This is a genomic window from Calditerrivibrio sp., assembly GCA_026415135.1.
In the GTDB taxonomy this organism is placed as follows: Bacteria; Chrysiogenota; Deferribacteres; order Deferribacterales; family Calditerrivibrionaceae; genus Calditerrivibrio.
The window spans coordinates 1-15,006 of the sequence record JAOAHS010000004.1; the positions used below are offsets into that span (position 1 = coordinate 1).

Below are 15,006 nucleotides of genomic sequence, written 5' to 3' on the forward strand. Positions count from 1 at the left end.
GCTCCCTATCCTCTATGTTGTCAAGGATTGGCTTGTCATACTCATCTATCAAAATCACTACCTTCTGGGAGTACTTCTTGTAAGATAAATAGATAAGATCCCTAAAACAGCCTGATAACGATAGATCTTTATCACACTCTACCTCAAGTATATCCTGATTACGCTTTAATATTTCGTACAGTGTTTGTCTGAAACCCTCTTTGCTCTTAAAATCACCATCGTTAAAGCTTCTCCTAATAACAGGATATTTTTTATACCAATCCCACTTGTCATATATATAAAGACCTTCAAAAAGCTCCTTTTTACCCTCAAATACAGACCTCAATGTGTCCAAAAACAGAGACTTTCCAAACCTTCGGGGGCGGGAAAGAAAATAATATCTGCCACTGCTGATAAGATCAAAGGCTTCTTTAGTCTTATCCACATATATATAATTTTCTGTGATTATATCGGAAAATGTAGATATACCTACCGGTAACTTCTTCATAAAACTTTCATCCATTCCAAATTACCAACATTCCTCTTACCACTATCAAACTCTGTCCAAACAAGAATCTCTTTGGCTTTGCCCGTACGTCTGTAGCCACCTTCAATAATAGCATTAAATATTGAGATATCAGTCAGTAACTTTTTCATAATTTCTCTATCTGTACCCTAATCCGTTAGATTTTATGTTACTACTTTAGATTATAACAATTCATAGAGCTTAACGCAATATTTTTTACTTATCTAACAAATAAATTAATAACTTTTTTATTTAACATAACCTCTGCCTATTTTTCTACCTCATAAGCAAATTCTACTTCGGAGCGATCCTTGCCAAAATTAGCAGTTACAACAATATTTATGAGATACAGATCATAATTTTTAGACGGTGTACCGTAAGCATAGGTAGATTTATTGATTACCCTAATTGTACCAGTGTATCCTGTTCCATCCAAAAGATTGGCTACATTTGTCACGACACTACCTGATGAACAAGGGGAAGGGTTGCAGGTTAGACTATCAGTATTTATTTTCAAAACAATTACATCGGTAAGTCCTTTAGCTGCTTCTAAAGCACTTGTATAAATTTTTCCTTTTCCAGAAAGGGTTGTACCTGACATTATTAAGTACAATAGTGCAGAAATAAATCCCAGAGCAACAAAAGATAAGATCAACGTTACAATCAACGAAAACCCTTTTTTGTTAGTTCTTATGGTATTTATGATATTAGTCACTGAAACCAACTCCTCTTATATTTACAGTTTTGGAAGATACTTTAAGTATTTTCCATCTGTAGTTTGAATATTGGGAAACACCGCTAAGACTAAAAGTTACATTAGAACCTATCTCATTATCATAAAACGTCACCACGTTTGATGAATGATTATAATCTTTGTCAAAAGCACCATCATGGGTGAGAATAAAGACAGAAATTGTTTGTAAGTTGTTATAGATTTTTGTTACGTTATCAAGTGCCGTTACAGATAGATTGTCAAAATAGCTATCTGTACTACCATTGCCATCCGTATCAACTCCAAAATATACTTTAAAACCTTTCACACAGTTTACAACAGGGGTACCAGATCTTAACAAATTTTTTGTTGAGGGGTTACACCTCTGTGGGGGTGTCCCTCCTAAATTGTAAGTTACAGATTCGTAATCATTACTAAGATTAGAAAGGGGATACCCAAAAGCTAAATGATTGGGATTTGGGAATGGAGATGTCTGGGAAATCTGATTTGATGAAAGGGTTCCTTTGGTCCATTTTTTTCTATAACCATCAACAACGACAATGTTATTGTTCGTTTTATCAACCCTTCTATCAGAATTATTATCTACAAATACCCATTTGCTGGTGGTGTTATCAAATCTGAGCAGAATCAGTCCTTGTGTTTTATCAGAAGATGGGGATTGGGTTGAATATAGCGTAAGAGTTATATTATCTCCGGATCCACTCAATGCCACTGGGGTTGTATTATCAGTAAGCCCCAACCCAGCTAAAGAGATATCTTTACGTAAAATTTCTACCCCTATCTGTTCTTCTATAATTTTACTCCCACTCATAGATTCCTTTTTGTAACCTTTCAACAATGAAATATAAGTAAGATAAACAGCTGATAACACAATCAACATTATCAAAATAGTAATCAATAATTCAATAAGACTATACCCTTTTACTTTTGTCATAATCCTGACTTACCCTTATAAATTTTCGTTTGGTATGTAACCCTTTTAAGCCCTTTATAATTATAACATGTAGTAACCACCAGATCATATACCCTATCTTGTGAATTTGGCAAAACTGTATAGCTCCAAACAGTTTCAAATTTTACCATACCGTTTTTTAATGGTATATTGTTTATAGCTTTATCAGAATTATCTAAAGGGTTACATTCATTTATTGTCCCAGTGGAAATCGTAGTATTATCTCCTCTAAGCTTATCTGCATAGCTTTGGGCAATTTTGGAGGCAGTGTTTCTTAAAAAAGTGGATGTGTTATTTTCAATTGCTAATATTAAAGAATAATTTAGACCGAGCAAAAGTATAGCAAAGATAAAAAGGGATATTATTGCTTCTATTAAACCAAACCCTTTATTGTTATTTTGCGTCACAATTTCCCCCATTCATCTTCCCTAAGTATACCATATCAGAAAACTTTACACAATTAAATTGGACATCAACAATCTCTTCCGGGTATATTTTACCTGTCGATTTTAAAAATCCATTTTTATCAAACAGATAAGAACTGTTATCACTTAGAAATTTTTTATTAAGTTTAACTCTTTCCTTTACTCCATCATTTGAATTTGTATTGTTGTCAATAACTATCTCAAAACCATCTGCCGAAAGATACACGTAGTTATTTTCCTTATCTGTAAAAGCAGAGGTTCTTGCTTTTGTAGCTAAAGCAAAGATTTTATACACATCATTCTCAAGATCCCTGCTTTTGGAATACGAATTGTAGCTTATAACGGCAATACCTATAAGTATCGACAAAATGCTTATAACAACCATCAACTCAATTAGTGTAAAAGCCCTAAGTTTTATTTTTCTATCCAAAATAGTATCCTCCCTCTTCTTAATATATTACCAATCCCTAAATTTTCATCAACGGTTATATCCACAATACCGACTGGTGACGTGTAATACCCTTTGGTATCGCTAACCAGTTTTGTGTTTAAAACACTCATACCACCAGAAGTATCTACAGCAATACCTTTTGGTTCTACTGTCACTTGATAACCAGTACAGACTGGATTGTTGTTGGAGATGTTGATTGATCTGCCAGTTGCACAGTTTAACATCCATATTTTAGATGTTGCTTCCATAGTACAAGGATCAGTGGCATATTTTGTACTCACAAACAGCACAACCTGATCTTTATATAACACAGGGTCTATTAAAACTTTTTCCCTTAGGTAGCCTGCCACAGGTGTATTTGTTTTATCGAGGGCATATTTCCAACCAGCAGTTTTTGCATTGATATTTGTACTGTTATCTTGTAACGCTTTGCAAGGATTATCTGTCAAGGTAATAGAATGAGCAGCATTTATTGTCCCTTTACAGCCATCCTGAATAGTGCAGTCAAAAGGTATCCCCCATATATAGTTTTCATCGTTATTACCGGGTGTTCCTTCTGAATCACCAGCATAAAAATGCCTACCAGAACCAAAAAACAGATAAGGTCTTCCAAAGCAGCTACCAGAAGTGATTTTCGAAGTTATTGCGTTTTGAGCTACGTTTAGGTAACTTTTGTTAAAGTCCCACTTCGAAGGTGCGTCTGACTTCGTCTGTATCAACAATACCCCACCACCTGAGTTTGTACTTGATGATGCATCCACGTAACCAACAGCCACAAAGTCTGTATATCCATCATTATTCAAATCTATACCTTCGGTAAAAAGTTTTCCAGAGAAAGCAGTATTCATATTCAACTGATTATTCGTGGTTTTATAAACGGAGTTGATCTTATAATCAGATGTCAATGATAGTATAAAGTATTTAAGACCTTTTGTGGATTTCCCTTTGTAATGGGTGGGCCCATTGCCAAACATTATATACCTACCTTCTGGTCTCTTTATATAAGCTGGCCCTGAGTAAGAAAAACCAAGATCAACGTCTGAAAATTCCCACAATACTACTGGATTAGTTGGGTTTGAAATATCTATTGCAAAGTAGGAGGATAGTCCATCTGTCTCAGCAGGAGTGCAAACATCAGTGCTATCCTTCTTATCACAGCTACATCCCCCACCCAGCCTTAGTCCACCAATAAGGATCTTCTTCTCACCTTCATCAATAATATAAGGTGGCAAGTCAACAAAGTATGTATGGCAGTAATCATTATCCTTGAGATACTTTAGATAAGGTATTACATTTCTTGGTATAAATGCCCATAGTTCTGTACCAATATTGTTTTTTGAACAGGGAGAAACATTTGAGTCATTACAGAGCTCGGCAATATCTTTGTTTGTTTCATTTTGTAAATTTTTCGTTTTACCTACTCTAAACGCATGAAGCATACCATCATTTGCCCCAACATAAAGGACATTGTAGTCAGAAAAAGTATTTGTATCGTATTTTACTAAAACTGGTTTTGAATGTATTATATCCCCGAGCTTCCATACACCTGTTGCACCTTTATAGGTAACGGTTCTCTGTCTCCATCCAGGTATATCGATACCACGCACATAATCAGTAAGGTTATCAACTATGCCGCTAGTTACACCCATTAAACTTGAGAAATTACTTTTATTCGCTTTTATGAAGTCGTATTGGGACGTTGTATTATATGTGCTCGTGTTGTAAGTATGAGTAAAGATTTTTCTGTTGTTAGGATTGGTTGTCAAAAGGATATACCCAGAATCCCATATAGGTGTAACGTTATCAAAACCTTCTGAAGTATTCATCAATATATCAGCATCACCATCACCATCCGAATCAAGCTTTTTATCTATTATCAGCTTTATAAGCCCTGATTCATTTTGGTATTTATATTCTAACACATAATCGTCCAAAAGATTTAGTTTCTTATCGTTAACAGTATCTTCCCTGATACTTATTTCAGTACTGTTGTCAGCTCCAGAATAAGCATAAGTCCACCAACCATACACATTGCCTAACCAATCTAAAGATTTTTTGTTCTCAAACTCTTTTTTTGCACTATATACACCCTGCATGGCAATACTTGCGCTACTTGTCCTTTCTGTCAATAATGCTACACCTGTACCTGCTCCAGAGACATTAAGGATCTTCTGTAAAATAGAATCCAAGCTATCTGCTAACTTCGCTCCATTAAACGCCTCATAGTAAGCATCAGGTATACCATCACCGTCTTTGTCCCATTTATCCTGTTTATCTGGCTTACCTGTTTTGTCATAATCATCAAAATTCCCCCATTTTGCAACGTACCAGAGGGGTGGTCTTAAAGTATTACCTGTATTAGTAAAGCTTACAGTGAAATCCTTTTGCCAGACAAGGGGCATGTTGCCAATAATGGGTGGTGTATCTGAATCACTGGTTGCGTCTTTATCTCTCACTACAAGGTAGATGCCATCTTCTGTTGTCCCTGATATAGAAAACCCTAATACTTGATCTATACATCCTGCAGCGTATTCGGATGTAACTTTTACCCTTATTCCGTTTGTAGTTTTTTCAATATTGTACAATACTATGGCATCCATATCATGGTCAGCACCCTGTTCCACATCCTCAAAATTCACTCTTAAGTCTATCTTTTTAACACTTCCATCATTTTCATACTCGATATTTGTGATATAGTAATCTACTATCTGGTTGGTTGGACAAAAACCGCTTGATTGACAGCTAAGTATCTTCATATTTCCAGATGAGTTATCAAAGGTACATTTATCATAACAGTTGGTCTTAACATTTAAACAACCACTTATCGATTTTGCTACAGGGATAATCCTTATCTCCCTATTATTTACTTTAAAAGAAAGATTACCCACATAGTCGGATGTAGCAAGTACAAACGATTCCACATTGTTTGGCTTCCCGGTCTTATTTTTAAAATCTTTTTTTCCATAATAGGCTACTGCTGCGGAATAGTAGGTGCCTTTTTTAGTGGGCTCTTCGGGGCATATCCCCATTATGGAGCTTAGATTAGTTACCGATTTGGAGGAACACACAGTATCCGTAACAGATCCACTCTGACCTATAAACCATTTGTTACCTGCTATAGATTCTTCAGTACCAATAATATCTGCAATCGAGGATACATTAAGATCAGAAAGGTCACCACTAAAACTATTAAAATATGAACCGGGCAGCTGATCATTATCAAAACTTACGTTAATATCGCTAAGTATGACAAAAAAAGGTTTTGCACAGTTTGGGAATAAATCATACGGTTTGTCCCAAGTAATATTAAAAGGTAAGCCAAGATTGTTTTCAGTGGTGGAGCTGCTAAAGCTATAGGCACTGGTTGCAGTACCTTTATCTGCAAAGTATCTGAGCCCTTCATAGAGCATTTCACCTATTGGATTACCCCAGCTTCTAAAGGTCCCCTCTGTCATAGGTCCATCTGTTTTCCACCCACCATCATACTCGTTGTTGCTATAATTAAACCCTACTATTCTGAGCTTATTCAGTGTGTTAATTATGCCATTTACTGATGTCTTAAATGTACCATCAGTTTGGTTTATTTCATCAGCAACGGAAGAAATATTTTTTCTCACCACACCACCAGACATGTTCTTTTCATAGCTACCTGTAATAAGGCCAAAGAAGATGTCGCTCCTACTTATACATTTACCATTGTTTGTGCAATCGTTATCGTTGGAACATATCTGAAAATTTTTAGAACATACCTTTACATAATCCCCTTCCCCGTACTTCTGTAATATACCTATCGGTTTGTATTTTCCATTTGGATATTGTTTACAGTTTTCTTCCAGTCCTACAGTTTCATCACACACTTTTACTCTAATAAAGAAATCTTGTACCCCTGTTCTGTCATCACACACCGGTCTTTCTTTTGATGCCCAATCCCAGATATTTAGCGAAGTATTGTTGAGAAATCTGATTTTTCTTGTTTGACCATCACTTGTAGACGTTATACAAAATAAATGGCTATTATTGCCTGTTGGATTTGAGTATGGGATAAGTTTGCTTGCATTATCCAATGCAGTAAGCCTCTTACCCCAGCTGTGGGCATCTCTGGGGATAAATGTTGCCTCAAGTATAGTTTCAGTAGCCGTATCTGTGGATCTATATCCACCATATAACACTTTTCTTATGATATCCATTCTGCTCATAGTAAGCCAGTTTAGCAGATTCCCACTCCATGATGACCCATCACAATATTTCTGGCTGTCAGCATTTTTGTGGAAATAGAAATGATCTTTTGTGGAATCATATTTGTAGCATTTTTTAGGATCGAAATAACCGTAGTAATTAAAGCTATGTTTATAAGTGATCTCAATTTTCCCATCATCATCCAAATCAACAGCATCATTATAAGCTTCGTAAAACATCTTGTGGTCTTTACTTAGGATCAGCATGATCAAAGGGGGAGCATTTCCAGGTAGATAAGGTGGGACCGAACAATAATTATTTGCTGAGTATGATACATCTATTATGGTTACTGAAAAGATGATTATCAATAAAAATATCCTTACCATAGTATACCTCCTGCATTTTATTATAACTAATTTCCGTGAAAAAATCGTGAAATGTTTTTAGAGATGTACAGCTTGATAAAAATTTTGTTGCATAAATTAATTTTTTCGGATATAAATTAGCCCCATTTCGCACGCTGAGAAAACCGTAAATAGCCTGTGCCTCTTTTTAAAGGGGTGCTATTTTGGTCAGCGGAGGAAAAACAAATAGGAGGAACTATGTCACACATTTCAATGAAAAGCCTTTTAGAGGCTGGTGTGCATTTTGGTCATCAGACCAAAAGATGGAATCCGAAGATGAGCAAGTATGTCTTCGGTAAGAGAAACGGTATCTATATTATCGACCTTCAAAAAACCGTGCAGTGCTTTAATCAGGCGTATGAATTTGCCAGAGATATGAGCCAGAAAGGAGCCAAATTCCTCTTCGTCGGCACAAAGAAGCAGGCTCAAGAAGCTACAAAAGGTGCTGCAGAGAGATGCAACAGCTTTTACATTCACAACAGATGGCTCGGCGGAACCCTCACAAACTTTGAAACCATCAAATCAAGGATCAAAAGACTAAAAGAGCTCGAGGATATGTTTGCCTCAGGCTATATAAACAGGTTCCACAAAAAAGAGATATCAATGATCAAAAAGGAGTATGACAAGCTCCACAAAAATCTTGCCGGTATAAAGGATATGACAGATATCCCTGATGTGATGTTTGTCATAGATATTAAAAGGGAGCAAAACGCAATAGCCGAAGCAAAAAAGCTTGGTATCCCCATAATAGCCATAGTGGATACAAACTGTGATCCAGAACAGGTGGATTTTCCAATACCCGGCAATGACGATGCCATAAAAGCCTGCCAACTTATTGCAGATAGGATCGCCGATGGTATAAATGAAGGCAGACAGATGAGAGAAGAAGATCTTGTAAATGAGATAAGGACCGCTTCTATATCAGAGGAAGAGGACATACCCCTTGATCAAGTGATCAATTCTGTAAATATCGATGCAAAATTAGACGAATATGAGGAGGAAGAGTAATGGCTGAAATATCTGCTGCTTTAGTTAAAGAACTTAGAGAAAGGACCGGAGCTGGCATGATGGATTGCAAAAAAGCTCTGGCGGAGACAAACGGAGATATAGATCAAGCTATCGAATACCTAAGGAAAAAAGGGCTTTCATCAGCAGCCAAGAAAGCAAGTAGAATAGCTGCCGAAGGGATCATAGCAGATCATGTAGAGGGTGATACAGGTGTAATTGTCGAGGTTAATAGTGAAACAGACTTTGTCGCCAGAAACGAGGAATTTGTCAGCTTTGCTAAGGATGTGGCAAAATGTATAGTAAAAAACAACGTAAATACCCTTGAAGAGTTAATGAACTCAAGCTTCGGCAGTGGGGAAACAGTCAGTGAGGCCTTAAATACGAAAATTGCAAAAATTGGAGAAAAGATCGATATCAGAAGGTTTGCAAAGTTTCAGGGTGGTCTTTTAAACACCTATATACATCTTGGTGGCAAGATCGGCGTTATAGTAAAGATGGAAGGTGGCGATAACAATTTGGCTAAAGATATATGTCTACATATCGCTGCTTCAAATCCACTGTATCTTGATACCTCCAGTGTAGATCCAGAGTTTATCAAAAAAGAGGAAGAGATCCTCACAGCCAAACAAAAGGAAGCTGGCAAGCCTGATAACATAATCCCCAACATCGTAAAAGGTCAGATCGCCAAATATCTCAAAGAGATCTGCCTAATGAGCCAACCTTTCGTAAAAAATCCAGACATCACTATAGAGCAACTACTTGCAGAACACAAGGCTAAGATCGTTGGTTATGCAAGATTTCAGGTGGGTGAGGGTATTGAAAAAAAGCAGGAAAACTTTGTAGAAGAAGTGATGAAGCAGATCAAGGGGTAGTGTGCCCTTTGACGGTTTCCATGAGTATAATATCTCGCTTAAAAAGGTCATAACCAAGAGAGGGCAACCCCCTCTCTTTTTTTTATAAAACCAGCCTCCATGTGTGCAAAAAAAGATACACTGTTTTCAAGTAAAAACAATCATATAGAAACATCACTATATGCTAATAATAAAATTTTGTTATAAAAAAACATTCAGTGTAAGCTACTTACGTTTGATGTAAAAAAGATGTTAAATGAATAGTTTAATTGGCATGTCTTTTGAATCTAAAAATTACAGATGGACAACATTTTTGAGTTGACATCAAATAGAAAATGGTTTAATAATTAGAAAAAGATGGCTTCGCCATCGAGAAAAGGCTATATTAAGAAAAAAATAAACTTAGGAGGAAAGAAAGTATGAAAAAGTTAATCGCACTTTTAGCAATCGGTTTAATTGCTGCACCTGCAATTGCCCAGCAGTGGAATATGTATGGACAAGTTAGGCTTGGGGCTTTTTACAAGAGCTTAGATGAATATGCAAGTGGTATTGGCGAATCAGATACTGATCTGACTTTTGGTAATTTTATTAACTCAAGAATAGGTGCTAACGTAAAAGCTAGCGATAAGCTTACAGCCACAGTAGAATTAGGAATCGGTTCAGCCGAAAATATTGGTAATCCTAATCTTAGTGCTAATGCTGTTACAACTCGTTTAATGTTTGCCACCTATGATTTTGGTGGTTTAAAAATGAGAATAGGCCAAGACTATGCTCCAACTGCCGCATTCGCTGCTTTCAACCAGGTTTCTAATACTGATAACGACTTAGTTGGTTTTGGTGCAATCAACTCAGCTAGATATTCTCAGTTAAAATTTATGGCTGCTGGTTTTGAACTTGCTCTTTCAAGGCCAGGATTGGTTTCTTCTGATACAACTCAAATCGATGTTTTACTACCTAGGATAGAAGCATCATATACTTTAGATGTCAACCCCATCAAAGCAAAAGTATATGGTGGATATCAGACATATAAAGTATATGACAACGGAACTGCTTATGTTAAAGAAAATGTAGCTAAATATGACGATACATTGTATGGATACATTTTAGGTGCATATGTAAATGCCAATATGGGTGCAGTATATAGCAATTTGAATGCTTACGTTGGTTCTAACCTTGGAACAATGGGTTATTTGGGAGGTCAATCAGGTTTAGCTAGTAATTCCAGACCATTTATATTAAGCAATGGTACTCTTGACAATTCAAAAGATTACGGTTTTGCTATAAATGCTGGTTTTAAGGCATCTGATGCTCTGACTTTTGAAGCAGGTTATGGTTATGCCCAAACAAAATATGGAGCAAAAGATGTTAAAGATGATGCACAGTCATATTATGTAAATGCTATAGTTAATTTAGCGAAAGGTTTCTTCATTGTACCAGAGATTTCTGTAGAAGATAAGAAGAAAAATGGTACTGTCAAAGAAGGTAAAACAACTTTCTACGGTGCTAAGTTCCAAGCTAATTTCTAATTTGAATACTAATTTTTACAATAACATAAAGGAAGGCTTTTGCCTTCCTTTTTTATTTAAATCTTACTGTTTGCTTATTTTCTAAATAATAAGGCTTTATCGATTTTAAATTAACCATAATGACCTATTAGTGATTAAAAATTAGCATCTTTTATAACATTTATTCAAGGTATTTACTATTGTTTAATGGAATCAAACATTTGGCATTAGTTTTGCTAAAAAAATATTAATTTTTTTCTAAAAATGTATTGAAAAAATGTTAAAAATTTGTTAACTTACATTTAACAGAATTGTTACAAAAAAATCTGGAGGTAACTATGAAAAGACTTATTGCTTTGTTAGCTATTGGACTTATTTCAGTGTCAAGTTTTGCTGCTACTTATGATTTTTATGGGTCGGTTAGGCTTAAAGCATTCTATGGCACATCTGACAAATATTTTTCTGGTTTAGGCAAGTCAGATACTGACCTTGAATTCGGCACTCAGGGTAATTCAAGGATCGGAGCAAATGTAAAAGCTTCCGATAAATTGACTGCATCATTTGAGCTTGGTTTGGGTACAAGCGAAGATGGCAGTAATAAAGTTTCTACCAGGGTATTATATGCTACCTACGATTTTGGTGGATTTAAAATGAAAATCGGTCAAGATTATTCTCCATCAGATTTCGAGCCTTTTAGCCAAGTATACGGCAACGACAATGCATTAGACTCTTATGGTGGTGTGTCTGTAGCTCCAAGATCTCAGATTGCCTTTAGCTTTGGAGATTTTGATATAGCTCTTATTTCTGCAAATCAACCAGATAAAAAAAATTATGATGTAGTTCTGCCAAAAATCGAAGCAGCATATAATTACAAGTTTGGCCCAGCCTCTGGGAAAGTATTTGCTGGCTATCAAACATACAAGTATGACACATCTACAAACGATAAATCTGTAAATGCATATCTATTAGGCATTGGTACTACCGTAGATGTTAAACCAGTCGTGCTTAATGCTTTAGCATGGTATGGTTCTAATACTGGTAATTATGGTATATCTAGCAATGGCTATTATGATGCTGCCCATGATAAGAACTCCCAAGATTTTGGCTTTGCAGCAGAAGTTGGTTTTAATGCCACTAAGGATATTATGTTTAATATTGGCTATGGATACCAGAGAACTGACATAGATTCTGCTCTCAAAGCAGATGCTCAGCAGTCTTATTATGCCAATGCCATTATCACAATTGCAAAAAATCTATATATAACACCAGAAGTTGGTGTGTTTGATTCCATGAAAGATTCTTCTGGCAACAAAGAGGGTAAAAAATATTATTACGGTGCACAGTTCAAGGCTAATTTCTAAGTATATTGAGTGGGTATCCAAGAAATGGATACCCCTATTACCCTCCTGAGATCCTTCCTAATTATTTCTGGATTTTTATTCTTGAATATGTTATAAAATAAAAAAACTTTTAAAGAGGTAATACGTATGAGGTTTATAAGATTTTTTATAGTTATCTCCCTGTTACTTTCATTGTCGATGAGTGCAGAAGCGCGTTTTGAAGGGTTGATTAAATCTCTGGATGAGTATTTTAGTGCAGAAAACGGAATTGTAATTGCTGTTGATGGTAATATGGTAACCACCGACATTGGATTAGAGCAAGGTGCATTTGTTGGTAAGATATTTAAAGTTTTTAGGGAGGGACAAGAGATCAAACATCCCATCACGGGAGTAGTGTTAGGTAAAAAGAAAACTTATCTTGGAACAATAAGAATCAAAGATGTGTTTGATAAATATGCTCTGGCTGAAGTGATAGATAAAACTGCTGATATAAAAGTAGCAGATCAGGTGATCAGTGAGAAACCCGTTAAGGTTGATACAGCTTTTCTTAATTTTAACAAGAGAATAGAGTTTTTGTTGACTGATGAACTCAGTAAAAGCAAAATTCTGATATTCGATAAGCAATCACCAGTCAAATTAAACTTTTATCAGCAAGAAAATGGCGTGATAAAAACTGATGTAGTCGTAAACGATAAGATAGTAAAAACAATCCTTTTCTCAGATGTCAATGTGGGTGATGATAGAACGAAAGCTTTTGGGGCTACAACAGATCTTGTAAGGAGTGAGATGTTTAGCTTGGATTTAAAAACTGTTACTGTTGGAAAAGTATTTAAAGACAATAACGATTATGTTATTGCTGCTGACTCAAAAAATGTATATATTTTTAAATTCGATGGTAATAAATTTTTAAAAGTCGCTGAAATAAGAGGTGAATTTGATGATATTCAGAGTGTAGAAACGATAGATTTGAATAAAAATGGTATAGATGAAATATATATATCAAACATTTATGAAAATAAAGAAGCAAGGTCATATATTTATGAATTAAACAATGAAGGAAAGTTCGTTAAAGTTGGTAGTCATCATCCATTCCTTTTTAGAACGATTATGATAAATGGTGACAAAAAGTTAGTATGCCAAAGGGTATCAAGGGATGGTAATTATCTGGGTGCAGTATCTTATTTTGAATGGGTAGATGGTCAGTTTAGAAGAGGTGAAGCTATTGAAGGCTCTGAAAAGGTTGGCATATATGGCTTTGGATACGCAGATTTAGATGGTGATGGTAAAAAAGAGATTCTCTGGGTAGATGATGATTTTAAACTTAGAGTCTACAAGGGTAAAGATGAAATTTATAGAAGTGTAGAGTTTTTTAACCAAACACCACTTTACTTTCTAATGAATCAAGAGGTTTTGTTAAAAGAACAAAAAGGGTATGGGCCAAATGATAATCCAATTGAACTTAGACAGTATAGAAAGTACCTAAAAAATAGAATATTTGTAAATGACAAAAATGAGCTATTTTTGCTAAGAAATACTCAAACATTTAAGATGTTACCCATGATAGAAAAATTCTCCGACTCATCAATTGGTAGATATGTATGGCAGGCTAAAATGATCAGGAAAAGCTGGGAATCTGACATGTTTGAGCCAGTGATTACAGATTATTACGTAGTGGAAAAATATGGTAAATACTATGCATACGCTATAAGAAATACTAGCCCAAGCCCTAAAGGTGGGCTTTTAAAAACATTATTTAATACAGCAAAAAGTGAGATTATATATATAGAAATTAAATAATTAAGATGATGTAAACCACCGGTGCTGAATGAAGAAACTACCAATAGGAATTTCTACATTTAAGACGATCATTGAAGAAAATTATGTGTATGTTGATAAGACCAAAGAGGCGTATGAGCTGATAGAAAATGGTCAGTACTATTTCCTCTCCCGCCCCCGAAGGTTTGGGAAGTCTCTGTTTTTGGACACGTTGAGGTCTATATTTGAGGGTAAAAAGGAGCTTTTTGAAGGTCTTTATATATATGACAAGTGGAATTGGTCTAAGAAATATCCTGTTATTAGGATAAGCTTTAACGATGGTAATTTTAAGAGTAAAGAGAGTTTCAGGCAAACACTGTACGAAATATTAAAGCGCAATCAGGATATACTTGAGGTAGAGTGCGATAGAGATCTATCGTTATCAGGCTGTTTTAGGGATCTTATCTATTTATCTTACAAGAAGTACTCCCAGAAGGTAGTGATTTTGATAGATGAGTATGACAAGCCAATCCTTGACAACATAGAGGATAGGGAGCTTGCTACTGTGATGCGGGAGGAGCTTAAGGGTTTTTATGCGGTTATAAAGGGTTCTGATGAGTATATCAAGTTTGTATTTATTACAGGGGTATCCAAGTTTTCGAAGGTATCGTTGTTTAGTGGATTGAATAACCTTGAAGATATAACATTAAACCCGAGATATGCGACAATTGCAGGATATACCCATAGGGATCTTGAGACGGTGTTTAGTGAACATCTAAAGGGTCAGGATTATGAGAAGATCAGGCGTTGGTATAATGGATATAAGTGGCTTGGTGAGGCTGTGTATAACCCCTTTGATATTCTTTTGTTTATATCCAATGGGTATATGTATCGCAATTAC

The 15,006-nt window shown here is 35.6% G+C and carries 13 protein-coding genes; 6 read left to right on the top strand and 7 right to left on the bottom strand.

Annotated elements, in window-relative coordinates; all coding sequences use genetic code 11:
* The 7 genes from N3C60_01025 to N3C60_01055 all read right to left on the bottom strand — a co-directional run.
* A partial coding sequence (locus tag N3C60_01025; protein ID MCX8083492.1) for an AAA family ATPase occupies positions 1–487 on the bottom strand: 487 nt, incomplete at its 3' end.
* Complete coding sequence (locus N3C60_01030; GenBank protein ID MCX8083493.1) at positions 484–636, bottom strand: hypothetical protein; 153 nt, start codon at positions 634–636, stop codon at positions 484–486. The genes N3C60_01030 and N3C60_01025, both read right to left, overlap by 4 nt.
* 137 nt (positions 637–773) lie before the next feature.
* Complete coding sequence (locus tag N3C60_01035) at positions 774–1,220, bottom strand: hypothetical protein (GenBank protein MCX8083494.1); 447 nt, start codon at positions 1,218–1,220, stop codon at positions 774–776.
* Positions 1,213–2,118, bottom strand: a complete 906-nt coding sequence (locus N3C60_01040; GenBank protein ID MCX8083495.1) for a PilW family protein — start codon at positions 2,116–2,118, stop codon at positions 1,213–1,215. Before N3C60_01040 ends, N3C60_01035 begins: the two co-directional genes overlap by 8 nt.
* Before the next feature lie 50 nt (positions 2,119–2,168).
* Entirely contained in the window at positions 2,169–2,597 is a 429-nt protein-coding gene (locus N3C60_01045; protein MCX8083496.1) for a prepilin-type N-terminal cleavage/methylation domain-containing protein, read from the bottom strand.
* Entirely contained in the window at positions 2,584–3,045 is a 462-nt protein-coding gene (locus tag N3C60_01050) for a prepilin-type N-terminal cleavage/methylation domain-containing protein (GenBank protein ID MCX8083497.1), read from the bottom strand. The genes N3C60_01045 and N3C60_01050 overlap by 14 nt, the downstream gene beginning before the upstream one ends.
* Positions 3,030–7,628 (bottom strand): hypothetical protein, encoded by a 4,599-nt coding sequence (locus tag N3C60_01055; GenBank protein ID MCX8083498.1) that lies wholly within the window; start codon positions 7,626–7,628, stop codon positions 3,030–3,032. The genes N3C60_01050 and N3C60_01055 overlap by 16 nt, the downstream gene beginning before the upstream one ends.
* A gap of 216 nt (positions 7,629–7,844) precedes the next feature.
* On the opposite strand from N3C60_01055, the gene rpsB reads away from it, so the two are divergent.
* The 6 genes from rpsB to N3C60_01085 all read left to right on the top strand — a co-directional run.
* The gene (gene rpsB, locus N3C60_01060) at positions 7,845–8,654 is read left to right on the top strand and encodes a 30S ribosomal protein S2 (GenBank protein ID MCX8083499.1); all 810 of its coding nucleotides are present in this window, start codon (positions 7,845–7,847) and stop codon (positions 8,652–8,654) included.
* Positions 8,654–9,526, top strand: a complete 873-nt coding sequence (gene tsf / locus N3C60_01065; protein MCX8083500.1) for a translation elongation factor Ts — start codon at positions 8,654–8,656, stop codon at positions 9,524–9,526. Before rpsB ends, tsf begins: the two co-directional genes overlap by 1 nt.
* A 398-nt stretch (positions 9,527–9,924) precedes the next feature.
* Positions 9,925–11,031, top strand: a complete 1,107-nt coding sequence (locus N3C60_01070; protein ID MCX8083501.1) for a hypothetical protein — start codon at positions 9,925–9,927, stop codon at positions 11,029–11,031.
* Between the two features lie 317 nt (positions 11,032–11,348).
* Positions 11,349–12,371 carry a hypothetical protein gene (locus N3C60_01075; protein MCX8083502.1) on the top strand — a complete coding sequence of 341 codons (1,023 nt, stop codon included), beginning with the start codon at positions 11,349–11,351 and terminating at the stop codon, positions 12,369–12,371.
* 126 nt (positions 12,372–12,497) lie between these two features.
* Positions 12,498–14,147, top strand: a complete 1,650-nt coding sequence (locus N3C60_01080; protein ID MCX8083503.1) for a VCBS repeat-containing protein — start codon at positions 12,498–12,500, stop codon at positions 14,145–14,147.
* A gap of 28 nt (positions 14,148–14,175) precedes the next feature.
* The coding region (locus N3C60_01085; GenBank protein ID MCX8083504.1) for an AAA family ATPase at positions 14,176–15,006 on the top strand (831 nt) is incomplete at its 3' end.

What these genes read in the sequence shown, in the direction of transcription:
- N3C60_01080 (MCX8083503.1), top strand. Translation starts at nt 12,498, where the DNA reads ATGAGGTTTATAAGATTTTTTATAGTTATCTCCCTGTTACTTTCATTG.
- N3C60_01030 (MCX8083493.1), bottom strand. Translation starts at nt 636, where the DNA reads ATGAAAAAGTTACTGACTGATATCTCAATATTTAATGCTATTATTGAA.
- N3C60_01055 (MCX8083498.1), bottom strand. Translation starts at nt 7,628, where the DNA reads ATGGTAAGGATATTTTTATTGATAATCATCTTTTCAGTAACCATAATA.
- rpsB (MCX8083499.1), top strand. Translation starts at nt 7,845, where the DNA reads ATGTCACACATTTCAATGAAAAGCCTTTTAGAGGCTGGTGTGCATTTT.
- N3C60_01070 (MCX8083501.1), top strand. Translation starts at nt 9,925, where the DNA reads ATGAAAAAGTTAATCGCACTTTTAGCAATCGGTTTAATTGCTGCACCT.
- tsf (MCX8083500.1), top strand. Translation starts at nt 8,654, where the DNA reads ATGGCTGAAATATCTGCTGCTTTAGTTAAAGAACTTAGAGAAAGGACC.
- N3C60_01075 (MCX8083502.1), top strand. Translation starts at nt 11,349, where the DNA reads ATGAAAAGACTTATTGCTTTGTTAGCTATTGGACTTATTTCAGTGTCA.
- N3C60_01040 (MCX8083495.1), bottom strand. Translation starts at nt 2,118, where the DNA reads ATGTTGATTGTGTTATCAGCTGTTTATCTTACTTATATTTCATTGTTG.